The organism is Collimonas fungivorans (assembly GCF_001584145.1).
Taxonomy (GTDB): domain Bacteria; phylum Pseudomonadota; class Gammaproteobacteria; order Burkholderiales; family Burkholderiaceae_D; genus Collimonas; species Collimonas fungivorans.
Map to the genome: position 1 here is coordinate 1,169,060 of NZ_CP013232.1, position 22,057 is coordinate 1,191,116.

The window sequence follows — 22,057 nt, forward strand, 5'->3', positions numbered from 1 at the left end:
CCAATGAGTTTTAAAATATTTCCATTTTATTTCCCACAATTACACACTATTCCCGAAAATGACGAGTGGTGGGGAAAAGATTTTACGGATTGGGATCTTGTAAAAAAAGCGTCGTCCTATGGTGCTTTCCAGAAGCAACCAAGAATTCCATTGGATGGAGTGTATTGCGATCAGTCCGATCCTGCTGTAATTGACAGGCAGGCACGACTTGCTCTTGCGTATGGAATATCAGGATTTAATTTTTATCATTATTGGTTTGATGGAAAGCTGTTGCTTGAGAGACCTGTAGAGAATTTGCTTGCCAATCAGAATATCCCAATTGAATATTTTTTTACATGGGCTAATGAAAGCTGGACCCGTCAGTGGATTGGCAAGCCTGAGGATATGCTGATTAAACAAATTCATCAAGAAGATAGAAATATCTGGAATGCTCATTATGATTATCTGAGAAGGCATTTTCTTGATAAGCGTTATTTGAAAATTGAAAATAAACCTGTATTCTGCATTTATAGACCTGAACTTATAAAATCACTGGCAGACTGGATTGAATTTGTTAACAACAAAGCCAGAGAAGATGGATTCGATGGTATTCATTTAATTGCTTGTCGTGCATATGAAATCTCAAATCAGAATGTAATTTATGAAAAATTTTCCGCCATTTTAAATTTTCAGCCCAGATTTTCAATCAATAAATATTTTAAATCCAACAACAAAGCTATCGCATGGCTAGAACCACGGCTTCGATTGTTGCCGGAATTTTTCCAGTTGAAGTTGGCTAAACTGAGAGTATCCGGTGGATTAAAATGCTTTGATTATGAAGATTACTTGAAAGTCCTGGATAATGTCAGTGATTATGCGTGTTGCGATAAAGTGGCATATCAAGTAGTTTTCCCAGATTGGGATAATGGCGCCAGATATAAAGATAAGGCAACTTTTTTTAAAAATGCCAATATTGAAAACTTTAAGGTTGCGTTAAGAAAAGTGAGAGATATTTCTTTGAGGCGCGATGACCAGATATTTTTTATCAATGCATGGAATGAGTGGTCTGAGGGAGCATATTTGGAGCCTGATGAAAGTATGGGCCATCAATATCTGGAAGCCGTAAGAGATGTCTTGGTTAATAACAAATAGAGTAACCACTATTTGCTTGATATATGCTTAATGACATGAATATTATTTTTTGTTTTTCCATTTGATCCTCATCGCCAAGAGCTACGCGAATCGACGAAATAGATTTGGACGCCAATGTGTTCGGGGGATTTGGCGGGCGCGTATCTCGCGGCCTTGATCGTAAGTCTTGGTCTTGTGTATCGCGGTTGAATACTGCGGGGAAGCTGTCGACAACGGCCTTGATGGTGGTGTTATCCATCTTGGAAAGCACCACAAATCCAATCGTGCGTTCGACTGGCGTGCGAACTGATGAGCGGTTGCCAGCGCCCTTGATCTGCTCGTCCTTCCGGTGGTAAGGGATAAGACGATCCTCGATTTCTGGAGGTAGGATACGGATACGTCTACATGTTGATTTGGCCACGGCGATTGGTGCTGCGGCTATGTGCTTTACTGGCCTGTTGTAGTAGAGACCTAATCAATTCGCGCTTGAACTCGCCGCATGGAGGCAAATAGATGGCGTCGCAGATGGTTTCGTGGGATACGGCTTCTCAGTGTTGTTGGGCCAAAGGCGCTTAAGTTTGCGCACAATCTGCTGTGGTGACCAGAGAAGTTTGAGTTGGTGGCAAATGACCTGGAACAAGGCTCCTGCAGCTTGAGAAGACGCGGTGGCAATACGCGACGGGCTTGTTGGCATTGCGCATGGGCTAAGTTGAGATCATAGAGATGCCAACGCCGCCGGTGCACTGGATTTTGCGGCTAATCATGCTAGTTGAAGGGCAAAGGCGTTTAACAATGGATCCGATAGAGCACAAGTCTGCGCGCAAGGTAGTGACGATTGCGCGGTCCTGAGTAGTTAAATTTTTGTAAATTTTCGCTATGGTGCCGCCTTACAGCAGATGGTGTTGCACTTGGCTTTTGAGAACGTCTAGCATCAAACGAATTTGTCATGTTCGCAGGAAAATTAGCATCTATTTTTTGTAAAAAATGGAAATGCAAAAATATTTATTTAGGATATGTATTGATATTTTGTGTGCAACTATTACCTAAATATAAGTGGCAGGAAAATATTCTCTTTCGACTATATAATGAATTTCTGAATGTAATATTGATATAAATTATCGACCGATAAGTGCCTATGAATCCTAAATTTACCTTGTCCATAGTAAGTCATGGGCACAAAGAATATATATGTCAATTACTAAATGATCTTTCTCGTCTTGAACGCGCAGATTTCGATGTTATTTTAACATTAAATTTACGTGAAAATATAGAAATTGATTATTCGGTGCTACCATATTCGATTCAAATTATCCATAATCAATATCCAAAAGGTTTTGCGGAAAATCACAATGCCGCTTTTCTTGTGAGCAAAGGTGATAATTTTGTAATTCTTAATCCTGATATAAAATTTGTTGATGATCCATTCATTATATTGTCATCAATAATTTCTGCGTCGCCTAATTCTATTTTTGCACCGTCAATTATTAATTATTCTGGCGAATTGGAAGATAGTGCAAGGAATTTTCCAACTCCAGTTTTTTTAGTGAAAAAGTTGGTTGCGACAATGTTGAAAATCAAACTAAAAAATGATGTTGTTCCTGAAACAGCTGAATTGCTTTCGCCTGATTGGGTTGCCGGCATGTTTGTTTTGATACCACGTCATGTTTATAAAGAATTGAATGGCTTGAGCGAAAAATACCATATGTATTACGAAGATGTTGATTTTTGCGCTAGGGCTAATTTGGCCGGGTATAAAATTCTAATTAGTAAAAAGGCAAAGGTAATTCATGAGGCACAACGCGATAGCCATAGAAAATTGCGTTATTTATTATGGCATCTGCACAGCGCCATCAAATTTTTTACATCTCGGGCATATTTAAAAATCCACACTCAACGTCTTTTTAAGAAATAATGAAAAAGCTATTAGTTACTGGTGCTGGAGGATTTGTTGGCCAAGCACTATGCTCGACTCTGAAGCGGCGGGATATTGAGTTTTTACCTGTTTATCGTAAAGAGCAGAAGCCGGAAATTAATTCTTTTATAATTAGTGATATAAACGAATCCACTGATTGGTCGCTTGCGCTGAAAAATATCGATGTCGTAATTCATTTGGCCGCTCGTGTTCATGTCATGAATGAAGAAACTGACGATCCCTTGTCAAACTTCCGTGCCCTTAACGTTGACGCCACAATAAATCTGGCGAAGCAAGCAGCTCAGCTCGGAGCCAGGCGCTTTGTTTATGTTAGCAGTATTAAAGTTAATGGGGAAAAAACAACCGATGTCCCTTTCACTGCTTTCGATATGCCAGCGCCAATTGATCCCTATGGACAATCAAAATACGAGGCTGAGTTTGCATTGAAGGAATTGTCGGATGCAACAGGTTTAGAAGTTGTTGTTGTTCGCCCTCCCTTGGTATATGGTCCGGGAGTTCGTGCAAATTTTCTTAGACTGATGAAACTTGTCAAATTGGGGATGCCGCTGCCATTTGGTGCAATTCGTAATTGTCGAAGCATGGTGGCGCTGGATAATTTGATTGATTTGCTGATTGTTTGTGCAGATCATGATAACGCATCAGGAAATACATTTTTAGTTTCAGATGGTCATGATTTAAGTACGACGGAGTTGCTTATTATGCTTGCGAATGCAATGGATAAACGATCTATGCTCTTACCTTTCCCTTCCGGGTTGTTGGCGGGAGGGGCTGCATTAATTGGCAAAGCGGCTATTGCGAACCGATTACTGGATTCTTTACAAGTAGATATTGCTCATACTACAGCGGTATTGAATTGGGTGCCCATCGTTGGAGTTGAGGAAGCGATTAATTCAACTGTGGCACATTTCCTAAATCATGGATGAGCGATTTTTATGAAAAGATGTTTTGATTTAATATTGGCGTTAATTGCTGCATTTATATTATTGATCCCTATTGTATTTGTTGCAATGTGTGTCAAATTGACCTCTAAAGGACCAATTATCTATTGGTCTGATCGTATAGGGCGATATAATAAAATATTCAAAATGCCAAAATTTCGGACAATGAAAATAAATACTCCAGCTATTGCGACCCATTTATTACCGGATCCAAAATTATTTCTTACTCCGATTGGTTCTTTTTTACGGAGATCCAGTTTAGATGAATTGTTACAACTTTGGAGTATTATTCGAGGTGATATGAGCTTTGTGGGGCCAAGACCCGCACTGTTCAATCAAGATGATTTGATAATTTTGAGAACTGAGAACGGTGTCGATAGGCTTTTGCCAGGATTGACTGGCTGGGCTCAGATTAATGGAAGAGATGAGTTACCTATTCCAGAAAAAGTGAAATTGGACGTTGAATATCTGCAACGACGCTCTTTCTTTTTGGATGTAAAAATCATATTCATGACTTTTTTAAAAGTTATTCGTCGAGATGGAGTTGCTCACTGAATCCCGGTAGATATGCGAGCCTCATATTAGTAATGATTTACTTTCCCAACAGTTTTGACTTATTGAATTAATGATATGAATTCTTTTATTGGTTTATCACGACTTCATAAGCAAGTAATCGCGGCGTCGGCAGATTTTATCTTGTTGCCGCTGACATTCTGTTTGGCAATATGGTTACGTCACGATGGTTTGAGTAGCTGGCTTTTACATCAGTATGGCTTGCTGATTTTGGCAGCCCCTTTAATTTCGATCCCGATTTTTATCAAATTGGGATTGTACAGAGCTGTCATTCGCTTCATTGATCACAAGATTGTATATGTAGTGGTGTTTGGGGTAACGCTTTCTGTGGTTGCTCTTGGCGCCATTGGGACTTTCACTCAGACCGCAGGCTATTCTCGTGCGGTTTTTGGCATTTATTGGGTAAGTGCAATTCTGTATGTGGCTGCAAGCCGTTTTTTAGCACGTGGTTATCTGTTGCGCGTCAGCGGCACTAACGGAGCGGTGCCTGTGGCAATTTATGGTGCCGGTCAGGCGGGAACCCAGCTGGCAAGCGCACTTCGTGCTGGGAATGAATATTTGCCTGTTGCATTTATTGATGATAAAAAAGAGTTGTATCGAGCAACGATTACCGGGATTAAAGTCTTTGCTGTTGACGATTTACCGAATTTAATTGCACGCTACAAAATCAAAGAGATTTTGCTGGCAATGCCATCATTGAGTAAGTTACAGCAAAAATATATTCTCGATAAACTCGAACCGCTCAAGGTCAAGATTAAAGTTACACCGCCTATTAAGAGTCTGATTAACGGGGAATTGAGAGTGCAAGATATTCGCGAAGTTGAGATCGAGGATTTATTGGGACGTGATCCAGTCGAACCTAATCCGGAGTTGATTTCTGCTTGTATCGTGAATAAATGTGTATTGGTAACTGGAGCCGGAGGTTCGATCGGATCAGAACTTTGTCGCCAGATTATGCGACAGCGGCCATCGCGTTTGATTTTGCTAGAAATGTCGGAGTTCGGCCTATATGCGATTGAGCAGGAATTGAGTGAGTTGCGAAGGAATCTGAGCCTTGACATTGAGTTATTGCCATTTTTGGGTTCAGTACTGGAAACTGAAAAATGCACACGCATCATGCGGACATTTTCGGTCGAAACTGTATATCATGCGGCTGCCTACAAGCACGTTCCTTTGGTCGAGCATAATCCGATCGAAGGTATACGAAATAATGTATTTGGTACGCTAAGTGTGGCTAAAGCCGCTATGGCTTCCGGGGTCAAGTCATTTGTATTGATTTCGACCGACAAGGCTGTCCGGCCCACTAACGTAATGGGTTCTACCAAACGATTTGCTGAACTGATATTGCAGGCATTTTCTCGTGGACAAGCCAAGAGCGCATCGCAAACAAGATTCTGCATGGTACGTTTTGGTAATGTGCTGGGCTCATCCGGTTCGGTAGTGCCACTATTTCGCAAGCAGATCATGGGGGGAGGGCCGATTACTTTGACTCATCCCGAAATCACTCGTTATTTCATGACAATCCCTGAAGCGGCCCAATTAGTGCTGCAGGCTGGCGCCATGGGACAAGGGGGGGATGTTTTTGTATTGGATATGGGCGATCCGGTAAAGATCATTGACCTGGCAACTAGAATGGTCCACTTAAGCGGGCTAGAGGTGCTGTCCGATTTGACGCCAGACGGCACGATAGAAATCAACCATGTTGGTTTACGACCCGGCGAAAAACTGTACGAAGAGCTTTTGATCGGGGAGAATGTCGAAGGCACGGAGCATCCATTGATCATGCGGGCACAAGAAGTGGAGATTCCTTGGCCTCTTTTGGAGAATCTGCTGAGTCAATTGGACGATGCCTGTACTAGGTTTGCCTATGAAGAAGTGCGTGATCTATTATTGCGGACAGTCGCTGAATATTCGCCGCAATGTGGCATCGAGGATTTTATATGGCGTGCTAAACGTCAATTACCGAATGCTGGGGGGGCGGTGCTCCATTAATTGACGAAACAGTATTTGATTAAATTTCATTTATCGGGGGTAGTATGGATTTATCTGGATTGACAGTAGCTGAATTGCGAGCACTGCAGGATCAAGTCAAGCAAGCCTTGAAAGATCGCGAGCATCAAGAACAGATCAAGGCACGCGAGCAGATTCTGGCGATTGCCCAAAGCGCCGGGATCTCCCTGCAAGATTTGCTCGGCGCGCAATCGCGCGGGAAAACTACAGTTTCCAAGGTCAAAGTCGCGGTCCGTTATCGCCATCCGTCGGATGCGTCGCTGCAATGGACCGGTCGTGGCCGTCAGCCTAAATGGGTTCAGGATTGGGTTGCATCCGGCCAGTCCCTGGATGCCATACGCGTATAACAGCTGAAAACATCTCGTTGCCCTTTTTCGCAAGTGGCAATGATTTGATAGCGGATGTTTGAACCGAAGACGCATGTTGAGAACGCGGCATGCGTCTTCTGGCTTGCTGGCGCTGGAAATGGCGTGCAAACAACGCGTTGGCCACAAGCTTCTTGTGCTGTGAACAGCCATATTCTCCCACCATAAAATCATGCTCCCACTCTCAAAATCCATATTCAAGGCTTACGACATTCGCGGCATCGTCGGTAAAACTCTGGACATCGGCATCGCGCGCCAGATTGGCCAGGCCTTCGGCACCACTGCCCGGGCCAAGGGTGAAAAAACAGTCATTGTCGGCCGCGACGGCCGATTGTCCGGCCCCGAGCTTGCGACCGCCCTGGCGGCCGGTTTGCGCGACGCCGGTGTGGATGTGATCGACCTGGGCGTGGTAGTGACGCCGATGGTGTATTTCGCGACCCATGTGCTGGGCGCTCAGTCCGGCATCATGGTCACCGGCAGCCACAATCCGCCTGACTATAACGGCTTCAAGATGGTACTGGCAGGCGAGGCGATATACGGCGAGACCATCCAGCAGCTGTACCAGGCCATCGACAGCGGCAGCGTCGAGGCAACGATCTCGGTGCCAAGCGGCAGCTACCGCCAGCACGACATCAGGCAGGCTTATCTGCAGCGCATTGTCAGCGACACCAAGCTGGCGCGGCCGATGAAGATCGTGGTCGATTGCGGCAACGGCGTCGCCGGCGCCTTTGCCGGCGAACTGTACCGTGCGCTCGGCTGTGAGGTGCAGGAACTGTTCTGCGAAGTGGACGGCACTTTCCCCAACCACCATCCCGATCCGGCGCATCCGGAAAACCTGCAGGACGTGATTCGCGCCCTGCAAGATTCCGATGCCGAAATCGGCCTGGCGTTCGATGGCGACGGCGATCGCCTCGGCGTGGTGACCAAGGATGGCCAGATCATTTACCCGGACCGGCAGCTGATGCTGTTTGCGGCAGATGTGCTGACGCGCCATCCGGGCCGCGAGATCCTGTACGACGTCAAATGCACGCGCCACCTGGCGCCGTGGATCACTGCACACGGCGGCAAGCCGCTGATGTGGAAGACCGGCCACTCGCTGGTCAAGGCCAAGATGCGGGAAACCGGCGCGCCGCTCGGCGGCGAGATGAGCGGCCATGTGTTCTTCAAGGACCGCTGGTACGGTTTCGATGACGGCCTGTATGCAGGTGTGCGCCTGCTGGAATTGCTGAGCCGCGAAAGCGATCCGTCGGCGGTGCTGAACGCGTTGCCGCAATCGTCCAGCACGCCCGAGCTGCAGCTGAAACTGGAGGAAGGGGAGAACTTCAGCCTGATCGAAAAACTGCAAGGCGAGGCGAAATTCCCTGGCGCCGACGACATCATCAAGATCGACGGCCTGCGTGTCGAATATCCGGACGGCTTCGGCCTGGCGCGCTCATCCAATACCACGCCGGTGGTCGTGATGCGTTTCGAGGCGGAGTCGGAACAGGCGCTGGCGCGGATCCAATCGGAATTCAAGCGGGTGATCCTGGCCGCCAAGCCTGATGCATCGCTGCCTTTTTAACCGGCTCCACGAATTGGTTCCGGTTTGAACATCCTGATCGTCCGTGTCTCCTCGCTGGGAGACGTGGTCCACAACATGCCAATGGTGTCGGACATCCGGCGTCATTATCCCGATGCGAATATCGACTGGGTGGTCGAAGAGGGCTATGTCGGCCTGGTGCGCATGAATCCCGACGTGCGCCGTATCATTCCGATTGCCTTGAGGCGCTGGCGCAAGACCTTGTTCTCAGCCGCCACGCGGGCGGAAATTTCCCATTTCAGGCAACAGCTCAAACTGGATGCCTATGACGTCGTGTTCGATACCCAGGGTTTACTGAAAACCAGCGTGGTAATGCGCATGGCGCGGCTTGCTCTGGATGGCCAGCGGGTCGGGTTGGCGAATGCGACCGAGGGATCAGGCTATGAACCGCTGTCGCGCATATTTCACACTAGGAGCGTCGAGGTCGGCTTGCATACGCACGCGGTATTGCGTGCCCGCGAAGTAGCGGCAAAAGCGCTCGGCTACAGTGTCGAGGGCGTCGCCGATTTCAATATGCATCCTCTCGCCATGGCGCCTGCTGACTCTCCTGCATGGCTGCCGGACGCGCCATACGCGGTTTTTTTTCACGGCACGGCGCGTGCTGCCAAGCAGTGGCCGAACAGCAGTTGGGTAAGCATTGCGACGGTACTTGCCGAACGTGGGTTGCTGGTGCTGCTGCCCTGGGGCAGCGATGCCGAAAAGATCAATGCGGAACAGCTGGCGAGCCAGATGAGCGATGCGCGTGTGTTGCCTAAATTGCCGCTGATGGAAGCGGTGTTGCTGGCACAGCGCGCCGCGCTGGTGATTGGCGTCGATACCGGCCTGACCCATATTGCCGCTGCCTTTAATCGTCCAACCATCGAGTTGTATTGCGATTCGCCCCGCTGGAAAACCGAAGGCAACTGGTCACCGCAAATCGTCAACCTGGGAGAACTCGGGGCACCGCCCACTGTGGAGCAAGTTGCGCAGGCAATTGGCCAGCTAGCGGCATAAGCTGATTGGCGGAAGGCAGCAGGAGTCGAACCTACCCGGGAGCGACTGGCGCCCCCCACCGGGTTTGAAGCCCGGCCGCATCACCGGATACGTGTGCCTTCCTTGGTTCTGGCGCTCTATCTTATCCTGATTCAGCACTTCCATGCCATCCCGGCCAGGCGCCATCGCGCAATACATGCGCATCGCGTACCCGGCGCGTATAACCTATGCGGTCAAAAAATTCCAGGATCTGGATGGCGCGCTTGCGTCCCAGTCCGGTGGCATCGCGCCAGCGCGCTGCGTTCACTCCGGCAGTTGCGCCAGTGTTTACTTCAGTTGCCAGGCCCGCCAGCAGCGCGGCCAGCTCACGCACGCGATCATGGTGATAAAACAGATCGCGCTCAATTTGATATACGAGCCCCTGCTGCAGCAATTTACGCAGCAGCTGCCGTACCTGCTCCTCCGGAATCTTGTGCGCTTGCGCCAGCTCGCGTACCCAGGGCGGATCGAATCCAGCCGCTGCCAGCGCCGGCAGCAGTTGCTGCGCCAACACCTGTTCGCTGTCAGACAGCGACACCGCATGTTGCGGCAGATGCAGCCATGGTCCGCTGCGCTGGATCATCGCGTCGCTGGTGAGCGAGCCGATGACTGCCTGCCACAGTGCATTGTCCAGCGCCGGCAGCGCCATGCGCCGCAGGCGCGCTGCATCCACGCCCTGTTCGTCGGGGAAACGCGCATGAAAATCCGTGAGTGCGGTTACCGCCAGTGTTCTTAGGGACTGCCACTGGGCCGGCAGCATGACAAAATTATCTTGTTCTTGCGAATTGACCGCAATGGATTGCGCGCCTTCCGGCAATTGCAACGCAGTGGCTGGCAATCCGCTGAGCTGCATCAGCATGGACAGGCGCATGCCGCCGGGCGAAGCGGCTTGCAGCAAGGCGCTGACGCCGGCCCCATCCAGCATCAGCTGCATGGCGTCGAGCCAGGCTTGGCGCTCCGGCGCACGGCGTTTGCGCGCCGGAGCAAGCGGATCCAGCACGTGGCCGCCGCCTATCGTCATGTTTGCCTGCGCATTGCGGACGATGAATCGATCGCCGGGAATGGCGCAGACAGGAGATTCGAATAGCAGCTGCACCCTGCTCCGACTGCCCGGCATCATCGTATTTCCGTCCAGTAGCGCGACCTGGGCGACTTGATGCAAGGTGCCCAGGTGCACGTGCAGCGGAGAACGGTTGCGCAGCAATACGCCGGCATGGGCCGACAGCTGGAGTTCCACATCCATCCTGGTCGATGCGGTCATGGCGGACGGAGCAGCCAGCCAGTCGCCGCGTTTGATGGCATCCTTGTCGATGCCGGTCAGGTTGAGCGCGCAACGCTGCCCGGCGTGGCCGCTGGCGGCAGGGCGGTTTTGCACATGCAGGCTGCGCACCCGCACGGTATCGCCGGCCGGCATTAATGCGAGGTGATCGCCAAGCTGGACCTGGCCGGAGAAAACGGTTCCCGTCACCACGGTGCCGTGCCCGGCGAGGGTAAATACGCGATCGATGGCGAGCCTGAACAGGCCGTCATCGCGGCGCGGCGACATGTGCTGTGCGGCCTCATGCAAATGCTGCTGCAGGGCGGCGGTTCCGGCATCCTGCGCATGATGTGCCGCGACGGCAAAGACTGGCGCGTCGGCCAGTTTGGTGGCCGCCAGCAGTTCGCGAATTTCGCTGGTGACTTCTGTCATGCGTGCAGCATCGGCGCGGTCGGTCTTGGTCAATGCCACTGCACCGGTGCTGATGCCCAGCCATTGCAGGATTTCCAGATGCTCGCGAGTCTGCGGCATGACACCATCATCGGCGGCGATCACCAGCAGCGCGAAGTCGATGCCGGACGCGCCGGCCACCATCGTATGCACCAGGCGTTCGTGGCCGGGCACGTCGATAAATCCCAGCACCTCGCCGTTCGGCAGCGGGGTGTAGGCATAACCAAGCTCGATCGAAATGCCGCGGGCCTGCTCTTCCTTGAGGCGGTCGGTGTTGACACCGGTCAGCGCCTTGATGAGTGTAGTCTTGCCGTGATCGATATGCCCGGCGGTGCCGACGATCATATGGACAGGCCTTGCAGCTGCGTGCTGAACAGGGCTTCGTCCTGCTGCTCCAGGCAGCGGCAGTCCAGCCACAGCGCGTCGTTGGCAATCCGTCCTATGACTGGACGCGGCAGCTGGCGCAAGGCTTTCTCCAGCTTGTCGAGCGCGCGGCCGTGGCGCTTGCCGCCATTGGCGGCATTCCCGGCACGAACCACCAGGCCGTGGCTAGGCAATTGATCGACGGGCAGGGCGCCGCTGCCGATCTGGCTGAACATGGCTTCGGCGGAGACGGTATAGTGCGTTCCGAGTAAGCTTTGCAGCGCGGGCAGCAGGCGCTCGGCCTGCGCTTTGATCGACGGCTGGCTGCGGGTAAGCAGGCGCAGTGTCGTCAAGCGTTCCGCCAGGAATTCCGGAGCCAGGTATAGCCGCAGCACCGGTTCCAGCGCGGCCAGGGTGAGTTTGCCGACGCGCAGTGCGCGCTTCAGCGGATTCTTCTTGATGCGGCGTATCAGGTCGGCGCGGCCGACGATGAGGCCGGCTTGCGGCCCGCCCAATAGCTTGTCGCCGCTGAAGGTGACCAGGTCGGCACCTTGGCGGATGGTTTCCCGCACCGTGGTTTCTCCGGGCAAACCCCATTGCGTCAGGTCCACCAGGGTGCCGCTGCCAAGGTCGACGGTCACAGGCAGCCCGTGCGGCTGCGCCAGTTCCGCCAGTGCGCTGACTTCCACGCTGCGGGTGAAGCCGCTGATGGCGTAATTGCTGCAATGGACTTTCATCAGCATCGCGCTGCGAGGCGTGATGGCGTTGGCGTAATCCGCCGGATGAGTGCGATTAGTAGTGCCGATTTCCACCAGCTTTGCACCTGCGCGCTGCATGATGTCGGGAATACGGAATGCGCCGCCAATCTCGACCAGCTCGCCGCGCGAAACGATGACTTCTTTTTTCTGCGCCAGTGCGTTGAGCATCAGCAGCACCGCGGCGGCGTTGTTGTTGACCACGGTGGCGGCTTCGGCGCCAGTCAGTTCGCACAGGACATCTTCAACCAGGCTGTCGCGGTCGCCGCGGCCGCCGGTTTCCAGGTCGAATTCGAGATTGCCGGGAGATGTCAGCGCGCTGACCACCGCCTGTACAGCTTCGTCCGGCAACAGGGCGCGGCCGAGATTGGTATGCAGCACAGTGCCGGTAAGGTTGAATAGTGCGCGCAGGTGCAGCCGGCTGGCAGCTGCCAGTTGTTTCTCAAGAATGTCGATCAGCTGCGATTCATCCACGTCTGCCGGCATCAGTTTGCCCGCGAGGGCATCGGCTCTCAGCTTGTCCAGGTGTTTGCGTAGCGCTGCAGCCAGCTGGGTACGGCCATACAGCGCAAGCAATGGCTTGATATCTGCCAGGTTCAAGACCCGGTCCACCGAGGGAATGTTGCTGGCAGAGGCTGTCGCAGCAGCTGCCGCCCCGGCCGGCGTGATTGCAGCAGCCATTCAATTCTCCATGGATTGCCAGAACAAGGGGTTGCCGCGCCGGCGTGCGTAAGTAGTTTCACCCATCAGCAGGTCCAGGGTTACGCTGGCCAGGTCATCGGCCAGCGGCTCGATAAAGGGATCTTTTTCCTGGTAGAAGATTTTAAGCCAGCTATGGCATTCGTCGCAGGTTTCCGCCTTGACGGCTGCCGGGCCACCTTCTATGACGTGATAAGCAATGCCTTTTGTGGAGTCGCAATGGCTGCACTTGATGCGCACCATATGCCATTCGGCGGCGCACATGCTGCATTGTAAATAACGATGCCCCTGCGACTGTCCATCCATCCGCACCACGCTGGCGACCGGCGGCGAGCCGCAGCATGGGCACAGGCCGGGTGTGTCGAGCAGCGGTACGTCGCGTTCGCTGAAACGGGTTACAAGATCGCAGCACACGACTTGCAAGGCCGCGGTGTAGAACGGTGCAGTGGCCGGATCGACGATTTCAACGTTGCCGCGCAAAATGGCTTCGGCCTGGCTGTCGCGTTGGTTCGCGCTGCTTTGCTGGATGCGAGTTATCAATTGTGCTGCGGCTGCCGGGATGTTGCCGGTTGATGCGGTGTGCTCCAGCAATTGCGCCAGGACTGCTTGCCAGTGCGGGCTGTGCGCCTGGTCTGTGGCCAGGATCAGCGGCATTAAATGCGCGTTTGCGAGGTTGATGCTGGCCTGGTCCCGGGCATGGTCATTCGGTTCGCCGGCCAGTTTGTCCAGGGCCAGTTGTTGCGCTTCCACCAGCACCGCCATCAGGCTCAGGTATTCGCCGATGGCGTTGCCGGCTGCAAGTTGCTTCAGGCGTCGTGCGCGATTGCCGAATACGCTTGCACGCTCCGGCAGGCGAATGCGTGGAATAGCGTTATGATCGAGTGCTTCAATTTCACCTGGTTCGAGAATGCGTTGCAAAGTAATCCCTTTATTTATTCCCGTTATTCGCCAGTCATTTTCCTGTACCACGCCGGGTGATGCTTGCGTGCCCAGGCGCGGCTGACCGTTCCGCGCGTCATGGCGGCTACCGTTCCCTTGATCCACAGCGCGGCGTAGATATGTACGACGATGCCGACGATAAGCAGGAAACCGCACAACGCATGCAGCACAACTGCCGCCCGGATGACGAATATCGGGAACATCCAGGAGAACCAGGCGCGCCAGATGACGATGCCGGACAGCAGCAGGCCAATCATGCAGGCTATCATCATCCAGAATAACAGCTTCTGGCCGCCGTTGTAACGGCCCACCGGCGGCAGGTTTTCTTCGCGGTTGTTGACTACGTCGCGTATGCCTTTCAGCCAGGCGATGTCGTTTTTTTCGACCAGGTTGTGCCGCCAGAAACCCAGCGCCAATATCGCAAAGCAAAGGAACATCACCAGCCCGATGAATGGATGCAGGATCCGCGTCCATGGTCCGCCGCCGAGCACGAAGCTGAGCCAGAACATGGCTGGATGAAACAGCGCCAGCCCTGACAGCGCCAGTATGACAAACGTGATGGCAACGATCCAGTGGTTGATGCGCTCCTTGGCGTTGTAGCGTTGGATCTTTTCTTCTTTTAGGTCTCGTTCAGAATTGTTCATGGTGGCGGATCCTGCGAGGTGACATTGCTGCCGTGCGGCGCTGGCAGTTGCGCGCCGCGCCGTGAGGCATCGGCTTCTTCCCGTTCCGCCGCCTCGTCTTCTGCCGAGACTTCGTTCGGTCCGACCTTGATATAGTGGAAAAATCCTGCCAGCGCGGTCAGGGCGATGCCCGCCAGCGCCAGCGGCTTGGCGGCGCCTTTCCACAAGCCCACCAGCGGGCTGATGCGCGGATTGTCCGGCAAACCGTGATAGAGCGATGGTTTGTCGGCGTGGTGCAGCACATACATGACATGGGTGCCGCCCACGCCTGGCGGATCATACAGCCCGGCCTTGTCGAAACCGCGTTCCTTGAGGTCGACAATACGTTCGGCGGCGTGCTCCTTCATGTCTTCCTTGGTGCCGAACACGATGGCGCCGGTAGGACAGGTCTTGACGCAGGCCGGTTCCTGGCCGACCGCCACGCGGTCCGAGCACAGCGTGCATTTGTAGGCCTTGTTGTCTTTCTTCGAAATACGCGGCACGTCAAACGGGCAACCGGTTACGCAATAGCCGCAGCCGATGCAGTTTTCTTCATGAAAATCGACAATGCCGTTGTTGTACTGGACGATGGCGCCGGGCGAAGGACAAGCCTTGAGGCAACCCGGGTCTTCGCAGTGCATGCAGCCGTCCTTGCGGATCAGCCATTCAAGATTGCCGTCCGGGTTTTCATATTCCGAGAAACGCATGACGGTCCAGGAATGCTCCGTCATGTCGGGCGGATTGTCCAGCACACCGACATTGACGCCGACCTCGTCGCGCAGGTCGTTCCACTCCATGCAGGCGGTCTGGCAGGCCTTGCAGCCTATGCACTTGGTGACGTCGATCAGCTTGGCGACGGTGCCCGTCACCGGCTCGCGCACGCCGGGTGGCGGCGTGGTGGTGGCGGATACCCGTTTTATATCTAATGATTGCAGTGCCATGGCTTCTCCTATGCTTTCTCGACCTTGACCAGGAACGACTTGAATTCCGGTGTTTGCGAATTGCCGTCCCCCACGCCAGGCGTCAGCGTGTTGGCAAGGTAGCCCGGTTTCGCCACGCCCTTGAAACCCCAGTGGATCGGGATGCCGACGTGGTGCACAGGTTTACCTTCAATCATCATTTTCTTGATGCGTTTCGTCACCACCGCGACGGCGACGATATGACCGCGCTTGGAGCTGACCCTGACACGCTCGCCGGCGACCACGCCGACTTCCTTCGCCAGCTCTTCGCCGATTTCCACAAACTGCTCAGGCTGCAGGATGGCGTTGAGGCGCGCGTGTTTGGTCCAGTAATGAAAATGCTCGGTGAGCCGGTAGGTGGTGCCGACATGCGGGAAGGCATCGGCTTTGCCGAACATCGCGCGGTCATCAGGAAACACCCGCGCGCCCGGGTTGCTGGTCGCCGCCGGATTCTTGGGAAACAGCGGGTTATAGCCGACCGGCGTTTCGAACGGCTCGTAATGCACCGGGAACGGCCCTTCGGCCATGCCGGCGCGGGCAAAGAAGCGCGCCACGCCTTCCGGGTTCATGATGAACGGCCCCATGCCGCCGGCGGGGGCTTCATCCACCTTGAAATCGGGGACGTCGACGCCGCCCCATTTCTGACCGTTCCAGCCGATCAGCTTGCGTGTGGCATCGAACGGCTTGCCGCTGATATCGCATGAGGCGCGGTTGTACAGGATGCGGCGGTTGGCCGGCCACGCCCACGACCAGTTCAAGGTCTGGCCGATGCCGGTCGGATCGGAGTTGTCGCGGCGCGCCATCTGGTTGCCGGTCTCGGTCCAGCAGCCGGCGAAAATCCAGCAGCCGCAGGCCGTGCTGCCATCGTCGCGCAGTTCGGAAAAACCGGCCACCTGTTCGTTTTTCTTGCGCACGATCTTGCTCGCATCCTTGGGATCGGCCAGGTCGCTCAGTGCTCGGCCGTTGTATTCCTTGGCCAGCTCGTCCGCGGTCGGGCTCTCCGGATTGGCGTAGGGCCAGGCCAGGTTGACGATAGGATCCGGATATTTTCCGCCGTCCTTGACATACATCTTGCGGATCTTCAGGAACAGCTCCGACATGATCTCCAGGTCGCTGCGCGCTTCGCCCGGAGCATCGGCGCCTTTCCAGTGCCATTGCAGCCAGCGGCCGGAGTTGACCAGCGAACCGTCTTCTTCGGCGAAGCAGGTGGTCGGCAGGCGGAACACCTCGGTCTGGATCTGGCTCGGGTCGACGTCGTTGAACTCGCCGTAGTTCTTCCAGAACTCGGAAGTCTCGGTGGCCAGCGGATCCATGACGACCAGGAACTTCAGCTTGGCCAGGCTGGCGCCGATCTTGCCCTTGTCCGGCGCCGCCGCCAGCGGATTGAAACCCTGCGCGATATAACCGTTGACCTTGCCTTGTTTCATCAGCTCGAACACCTGCAGCATGTCGTACGGCTTGTCCAGCTTGGGCAGGTAATCAAAGGCCCAGTTGTTGTCGGCCGTGGCGGCGTCGCCCCACCATGATTTCATCAGGCTGACGTGGAATTTCCCATAGTTCTGCCAGTAGCTCAGCTGGTTCGGGCGCAGCGGTTTGCTGGCGCGCGCGGCGATGTACTTGCCGTAGTCCTGTTCGGATTCCGAGGGCAGCGTCATGTAGCCCGGCAGCAGGTTGGTCATCAGCCCCAGGTCGGTCAGGCCCTGGATGTTCGAGTGCCCGCGCAGCGCATTCATGCCACCGCCGGCAATGCCGATATTCCCGAGCAGTAGTTGCACCATGGCGCCGGTGCGGATGATTTGCGAACCGATCGAATGCTGGGTCCAGCCGAGTGCGTACAAGACTGTGCCGGCGCGCGTCGGCGATGCGGTCGATGCCAGCATTTCGCATACCTTCAGGAATTTTTCCCTGGGTGTGCCGCAGACGCTTTCCACCATTTCCGGCGTGTAGCGCTCGTAATGCTTTTTCATCAGGTTGAAAACGCAGCGCGGATGGGCCAGGGTCCGGTCGGTCTTTACAAAACCGTCGTCGCCCAGCTCGTAATCCCAGGTGGTCTTGCTGTAATTATGCTTGTCCGCGTTGTAGCCCGAGAAAATGCCGTCTTCGAAAGTAAAGTCTTCGCGCACGATGAACGTGAAGTCGGTGTAGTTCTTGACGTACTCATGCTGGATCTGGTCTTTTTCCAGCAGGTAGCGGATCACTCCGCCGAGGAAAATGATATCCGTGCCGGTGCGGATCGGCGCGTAGAAATCCGCCACCGAGGCCGAACGCGTGAAACGCGGATCAACCACGATCAGCTTCGCCTTGTTATGCGCCTTGGCTTCCGTCACCCATTTAAAACCGCAGGGATGAGCTTCGGCTGCATTGCCGCCCATGATAAGTATTACATCCGCATTCTTGATGTCGACCCAATGATTCGTCATCGCTCCACGGCCAAACGTCGGGGCAAGACCTGCCACCGTCGGACCGTGTCAGACACGCGCCTGGTTATCGAACGCCAGCAGCCCGAGGCTGCGCATGGTTTTATGCGTCAGGTAGCCAACTTCGTTGCTGCTGGCCGATGCCGCCAGCATGCCCGTAGTCAGCCAGCGGTTGACGGTCAGGCCCTGCGGCGTCTTTTCGACAAAATTGGCGTCGCGGTCCTGTTTCATCAGGGTTGCAATGCGGTTCAAGGCGTCATCCCATGACATCCGTTTCCATTCCTTGGAGCCGGGCGCCCGGTATTCGGGATATTGCAGGCGGTTGGGACTGTGGATGAAATCGAGCAGCGCCGCGCCTTTGGGGCAGAGCGTGCCGCGGTTGACCGGATGGTCGGGATCGCCCTCGATGTGGATGATGCTGGCCTTGGCATTTTTTGCGCCATCGCCAAGGCTGTACATCAGGACGCCGCAGCTGACCGAGCAGTAGGGGCAGGTGTTGCGGGTTTCGGTAGTGCGCGCCAGTTTATAGCTGCGTACCTCCGCCAATGCCGGCGCCGGCGAAAATCCCATCAGCGCCAGGCTCGAACCTGCCAGGGTAGCGCCAGTCGTTTTAAGGAACTGGCGTCTTGACATGTGAACCATGGGTAGACCTCTCTTTGTGCATTAATGCCAAATCGCGTCGGAGCATGCCGTTTTATTATAGGATGGATTATTGTTTGCCAACAGCGGGAAATGTATTCGTCCGGTTGGCATGGTGAATCGACCTAATTCAATTTGGCAAGGCGTCCAATTTGTTGCTAATTTTATAATTATAAGAGGATTTCAGAATTCCATCTGGAAGATGGTTATTTCCGAACCACGGCCACCAGATTTAGAGATGGCTGCACATCTGGCGCAATTGTGATGTGCGATTCATCAAAACTGAATTGTTGCGACGGGCCAGATGACTGGTATTTACTTCTTAACGCATGGAGCACGTTCAACAGCTTCACTCTCAAGAACCTTGGTATGAAAGATAGGTGAAGGGGAGTGTTATCCATTTCACTGTTTTTCTCAGGTTTTAATCGGGACTATTTTAGTTTTTGAGGGATTCCAAGGCCGGCATTTTTTCTTCGCACCAAACAATCTTACGCCTTGTAAGTATTTTGCAAGGCGTCTGCGTCTAAGTAGAAGTTGTGGCACGCCGCGAAAAAAATAGCATCGAATAAGCCACTAGAAAACAAAGAGTATCACCTAAAATCGTTGTCAATCTAAAACCAACCACAATCAAAAGACCACTTGAGCCTGGATAACTGTGAGACAGTATTCCCAACATAATCACCTCACGGATACCCAAACCTGCTGGTGCACCAGGGGTGAGAAAGCCAGCGAACCATGCAAGTGCAAAACTGGCGACTAGTAACATGTAATCGTGTTTCATGTCTGGTAGCAACGTTGTCGCTATCACCAAAATCCCTACTCCGATGATGATATAGTTCAAACTATACGCCGCCAATGCTTGCAACAAGGTGGGTGGCCGGGGCAATATGTTACTAAATGACGCGTTGGGGAAAAAGTGCTTTAACAAACGCGGTGCCAAGGGGGGATAAAGGAATATTACGAGGAACAATAGTGCAGCTAGTATTGGTATAAGGATAGCCTGTTTTCCAAAGGTAAAATTGACCAATCCCATTTGTGAAAAAAATGCACCTATCGTGCCGATCATCAAGCCGGCAAGCAAAGTGAGTAAGGTCTCCGAAAACACAGTTAACAAGAATGGACGAATGGCGATATTGCGGGCCATCGACATTGCCGCTCGACCGATATGTTGTCCAATATTGCCGGGTAGATATTTAGCGATCTGGGTAATGCCCATAATCATCGATAACTCCGCCGATGAATGTGTGCAGCCAATATCTGTAAGCATACGTTTCCAAGCCCAGGCACTTATCGGGATGACGGCCGTATAGAGCGCGGCGGCGGCGAAAATTCCTGTCAAGGCATGGGCGGTGAAGTATTGTGAGAGATCATGGACGGTCAAAGTCTTGATCGCGTATACGACAAAAACAATGGCTGCCAACACACCAAGAACCATACCGAACAAGCGGTAGATCTGTTTCAGCATTTACGTTTAGCCTTGATTACGTAACCACTACCCAAATCAGTATTGATGAAACTATTTTGTATGGCGTAGCATAACTGGATTGCCCACTTTCCAGGTAGAGAGCGCAATAAAGGATAGAGCGCCACTTCCGGCTTACGATCAATACCACTGCGGTCGTTATTTTGTTTGCGATTGGCTTCGTCGCTTTGGGCGTTTTTGAGTATGCGACGAGCATAGATTGGAGCTGTTACTCTTTCAATCAAGTTCGTTAAAGGAAAGCCGTAGCACTCAAATACCTCTACTTCTAATCCGGCTTTTTTCAGCAGGGCTAATAGTGAATCGCGTTCATAGCGCCGAAAGTGCCCGGCAAATATATCGCGTGCATTCCATAATTTCATATGTGCAGGTACAGACAATAATAGTTGTCCGTCCGGTTTGAGCCATGATACCCATTCTGCTAACGCATGCTCATCGTCGTCGATATGTTCTAACACCTCAAAAGCGCACAGGACATCGAAAGAATTTTCCCATTTAGCATCAGGGAGTGCGTGAAGTGGAATATTTTGGTCAAATTTCTCAACGATTTTTTTCGATACGATGCGTGCTTCGATAGACAATTCCAATGCCTCGCATTGAAATCCTTTTTGCGATAACTCAACAAGCAGCGTCGCAGCGCCTGGACCAATTTCAAGTAATCGTCCCACAGGAACATTACTTAGCAGGTTTTGGATACGGTCACGCCGCATCAGATATCGTGGCGCAGGAATCCAGCCTAGTTCAGGTGCAGCGGGACCAAATATGGGGTCAATTGTAGTTTTCAATTGCTTAAATCTCTTTTAGTTAAAAGCCAATCACGAAATTGCACTCCGACGGCTACCGCATCAATCCTATTTACAAGATCTGCGTGGCAGCCAGTTTCTGTCCTGCACTTTACCTTGTCCGTATGCTGTAGCACTATCTCTGCTAATGCGTTCGCATTTCCCGCAGGGATCAAAGATACGCAAGGCGGCGAATGTCGCAGAAGTTCTCGAATTGCAGGCGAATCCCGTGTAATCAAAGGCTTTTGCGCAGCAATAATTTGAAAGACCTTGTTCGGAATGACATTGGCCGCTTTCTTGGACGTACCAAAAATACCAAGGCAGATATCCGCTTGCTGAATCCAGGTAATTAAATCCGGGTAAGAGACCCATTCAAGCCAGCGTAGGCGGGGCAAGGGGGTGTTGGCAAGCATATCGCGGATGCGCGGCGTTTCCTGCCCCTTCCCGATCAATATCCAGTCTATTTCTTCATCACGCAGCAAACCGGCAGCTTCCACAATATATTCGATCCCGTGCAAGGGAATAAACTGCCCATAGAACAGTACCTGTAAGGGTTCTCCCAGTCGGGGAGGTGCGACCTGGGAAGCTGGAAATTTTTCTGTTTCGGCGCCTACCCATACCTTGCCGCATTCGCCGTCAGGTAAACGAAAGAGTCGTTCCAAGCGTCTGGCGTGTGCTTCCGTATCCATGAAGATCCCGTCAGCCGCTCTGACGGCGAGCCACTCCAATCCCCATAGCACGCGGGCAACCGGGTGCCGGACACTGAACAGCCGGCGGTCATCAACCACGGTATCGTAGGCCGAGATAAATACATCCCATGCTACCGGCGCGCGCCTCAGCCAGGCAAAACAGCGGATGACCAAGACATCGAACAAGCCTGGGTAGCTGACCAGGACAAGATCATGGGCCGGCAATTGCAGATATCGCCAGATCAGGGAGGGATAGCGGAAAAAAAGGCGGAGCATCAAGGCAAGTTTGCTGAAAACGCTGCTGACCTGGCTTTTGTCTTCAATCCCGCTCCAGATATCTGCATGGCATTCGATCAGTTCAAAGCCGTTTTTCCTCATGCCATCGATCAGCAGCCTCACCCGCGGCTTGCCGGTGTCATAAGTACCCCACAGGACGATTTTCATCG

Annotated in this window: 18 protein-coding genes and 1 tRNA gene; 8 read left to right on the forward strand and 11 right to left on the reverse strand. The window is 53.0% G+C overall.

The window, feature by feature from the left end:
- The first annotated feature begins 3 nt into the window (after positions 1 to 3).
- Entirely contained in the window at positions 4 to 1,131 is a 1,128-nt protein-coding gene (locus CFter6_RS05070; protein ID WP_061538998.1) for a glycosyltransferase WbsX family protein, read from the forward strand.
- Here CFter6_RS05070 and CFter6_RS25485 read toward each other — a convergent pair.
- Positions 1,118 to 1,531, reverse strand: coding sequence for a hypothetical protein (locus CFter6_RS25485; protein ID WP_150118634.1), 414 nt, complete (start codon positions 1,529 to 1,531; stop codon positions 1,118 to 1,120). The genes CFter6_RS05070 and CFter6_RS25485 overlap by 14 nt on opposite strands.
- A gap of 714 nt (positions 1,532 to 2,245) precedes the next feature.
- Here CFter6_RS25485 and CFter6_RS25490 point away from each other — a divergent pair.
- From CFter6_RS25490 to waaC, 7 genes are all read left to right on the forward strand, one after another.
- Complete coding sequence (locus CFter6_RS25490) at positions 2,246 to 3,022, forward strand: glycosyltransferase family protein (RefSeq protein ID WP_150118635.1); 777 nt, start codon at positions 2,246 to 2,248, stop codon at positions 3,020 to 3,022.
- Entirely contained in the window at positions 3,022 to 3,966 is a 945-nt protein-coding gene (locus CFter6_RS05080; protein WP_061539000.1) for a UDP-glucose 4-epimerase family protein, read from the forward strand. The genes CFter6_RS25490 and CFter6_RS05080 overlap by 1 nt, the downstream gene beginning before the upstream one ends.
- 9 nt (positions 3,967 to 3,975) lie before the next feature.
- Positions 3,976 to 4,536, forward strand: a complete 561-nt coding sequence (locus CFter6_RS24900) for a sugar transferase (protein WP_082814602.1) — start codon at positions 3,976 to 3,978, stop codon at positions 4,534 to 4,536.
- Between the two features lie 75 nt (positions 4,537 to 4,611).
- Positions 4,612 to 6,546: a polysaccharide biosynthesis protein gene (locus CFter6_RS05085; protein ID WP_061539001.1), complete on the forward strand. Its 1,935-nt coding sequence runs from the start codon at positions 4,612 to 4,614 to the stop codon at positions 6,544 to 6,546.
- A gap of 44 nt (positions 6,547 to 6,590) precedes the next feature.
- Positions 6,591 to 6,911, forward strand: a complete 321-nt coding sequence (locus CFter6_RS05090; protein ID WP_061539002.1) for an H-NS histone family protein — start codon at positions 6,591 to 6,593, stop codon at positions 6,909 to 6,911.
- Positions 6,912 to 7,101: 190 nt separating this feature from the next.
- Positions 7,102 to 8,490, forward strand: a complete 1,389-nt coding sequence (locus CFter6_RS05095; RefSeq protein WP_061539003.1) for a phosphomannomutase/phosphoglucomutase — start codon at positions 7,102 to 7,104, stop codon at positions 8,488 to 8,490.
- 24 nt (positions 8,491 to 8,514) lie between these two features.
- Complete coding sequence (gene waaC / locus CFter6_RS05100) at positions 8,515 to 9,501, forward strand: lipopolysaccharide heptosyltransferase I (RefSeq protein ID WP_061539004.1); 987 nt, start codon at positions 8,515 to 8,517, stop codon at positions 9,499 to 9,501.
- A gap of 6 nt (positions 9,502 to 9,507) precedes the next feature.
- Here waaC and CFter6_RS05105 read toward each other — a convergent pair.
- The 10 genes from CFter6_RS05105 to CFter6_RS05160 form a co-directional block, all read right to left on the reverse strand.
- Positions 9,508 to 9,603, reverse strand: a tRNA-Sec gene (locus CFter6_RS05105).
- Positions 9,604 to 9,622: 19 nt separating this feature from the next.
- A complete protein-coding gene (gene selB, locus CFter6_RS05110; protein ID WP_061539005.1) occupies positions 9,623 to 11,572 on the reverse strand; it encodes a selenocysteine-specific translation elongation factor in 1,950 nt (649 codons plus the stop codon).
- The gene (gene selA / locus CFter6_RS05115; RefSeq protein ID WP_061539006.1) at positions 11,569 to 13,026 is read right to left on the reverse strand and encodes an L-seryl-tRNA(Sec) selenium transferase; all 1,458 of its coding nucleotides are present in this window, start codon (positions 13,024 to 13,026) and stop codon (positions 11,569 to 11,571) included. The genes selB and selA overlap by 4 nt, the downstream gene beginning before the upstream one ends.
- Complete coding sequence (fdhE, locus tag CFter6_RS05120; protein WP_236904531.1) at positions 13,027 to 13,962, reverse strand: formate dehydrogenase accessory protein FdhE; 936 nt, start codon at positions 13,960 to 13,962, stop codon at positions 13,027 to 13,029. It abuts the gene before it with no gap.
- 23 nt (positions 13,963 to 13,985) lie between these two features.
- Positions 13,986 to 14,627, reverse strand: coding sequence for a formate dehydrogenase subunit gamma (locus CFter6_RS05125; RefSeq protein ID WP_061539007.1), 642 nt, complete (start codon positions 14,625 to 14,627; stop codon positions 13,986 to 13,988).
- Entirely contained in the window at positions 14,624 to 15,586 is a 963-nt protein-coding gene (fdxH, locus tag CFter6_RS05130) for a formate dehydrogenase subunit beta (RefSeq protein ID WP_061539008.1), read from the reverse strand. The genes CFter6_RS05125 and fdxH overlap by 4 nt, the downstream gene beginning before the upstream one ends.
- A gap of 8 nt (positions 15,587 to 15,594) precedes the next feature.
- The gene (gene fdnG, locus CFter6_RS05135; protein ID WP_150118637.1) at positions 15,595 to 18,663 is read right to left on the reverse strand and encodes a formate dehydrogenase-N subunit alpha; all 3,069 of its coding nucleotides are present in this window, start codon (positions 18,661 to 18,663) and stop codon (positions 15,595 to 15,597) included.
- 520 nt (positions 18,664 to 19,183) lie between these two features.
- Entirely contained in the window at positions 19,184 to 20,125 is a 942-nt protein-coding gene (locus CFter6_RS05145; protein ID WP_061539010.1) for a lysylphosphatidylglycerol synthase domain-containing protein, read from the reverse strand.
- Positions 20,119 to 20,925, reverse strand: a complete 807-nt coding sequence (locus CFter6_RS05150; RefSeq protein ID WP_150118638.1) for a class I SAM-dependent methyltransferase — start codon at positions 20,923 to 20,925, stop codon at positions 20,119 to 20,121. Before CFter6_RS05150 ends, CFter6_RS05145 begins: the two co-directional genes overlap by 7 nt.
- Complete coding sequence (locus CFter6_RS05160; RefSeq protein ID WP_061539013.1) at positions 20,922 to 22,055, reverse strand: glycosyltransferase; 1,134 nt, start codon at positions 22,053 to 22,055, stop codon at positions 20,922 to 20,924. Before CFter6_RS05160 ends, CFter6_RS05150 begins: the two co-directional genes overlap by 4 nt.
- Positions 22,056 to 22,057 lie beyond the last annotated feature (2 nt).

Coding starts and splice junctions, on each gene's coding strand:
- CFter6_RS05070 (WP_061538998.1), top strand. CDS start 4: ATGAGTTTTAAAATATTTCCATTTTATTTCCCACAATTACACACTATT.
- CFter6_RS25490 (WP_150118635.1), top strand. CDS start 2,246: ATGAATCCTAAATTTACCTTGTCCATAGTAAGTCATGGGCACAAAGAA.
- CFter6_RS05080 (WP_061539000.1), top strand. CDS start 3,022: ATGAAAAAGCTATTAGTTACTGGTGCTGGAGGATTTGTTGGCCAAGCA.
- CFter6_RS24900 (WP_082814602.1), top strand. CDS start 3,976: ATGAAAAGATGTTTTGATTTAATATTGGCGTTAATTGCTGCATTTATA.
- CFter6_RS05085 (WP_061539001.1), top strand. CDS start 4,612: ATGAATTCTTTTATTGGTTTATCACGACTTCATAAGCAAGTAATCGCG.
- CFter6_RS05090 (WP_061539002.1), top strand. CDS start 6,591: ATGGATTTATCTGGATTGACAGTAGCTGAATTGCGAGCACTGCAGGAT.
- CFter6_RS05095 (WP_061539003.1), top strand. CDS start 7,102: ATGCTCCCACTCTCAAAATCCATATTCAAGGCTTACGACATTCGCGGC.
- selB (WP_061539005.1), bottom strand. CDS start 11,572: ATGATCGTCGGCACCGCCGGGCATATCGATCACGGCAAGACTACACTC.
- selA (WP_061539006.1), bottom strand. CDS start 13,026: ATGGCTGCTGCAATCACGCCGGCCGGGGCGGCAGCTGCTGCGACAGCC.
- CFter6_RS05125 (WP_061539007.1), bottom strand. CDS start 14,627: ATGAACAATTCTGAACGAGACCTAAAAGAAGAAAAGATCCAACGCTAC.
- fdxH (WP_061539008.1), bottom strand. CDS start 15,586: ATGGCACTGCAATCATTAGATATAAAACGGGTATCCGCCACCACCACG.
- CFter6_RS05145 (WP_061539010.1), bottom strand. CDS start 20,125: ATGCTGAAACAGATCTACCGCTTGTTCGGTATGGTTCTTGGTGTGTTG.
- CFter6_RS05160 (WP_061539013.1), bottom strand. CDS start 22,055: ATGAAAATCGTCCTGTGGGGTACTTATGACACCGGCAAGCCGCGGGTG.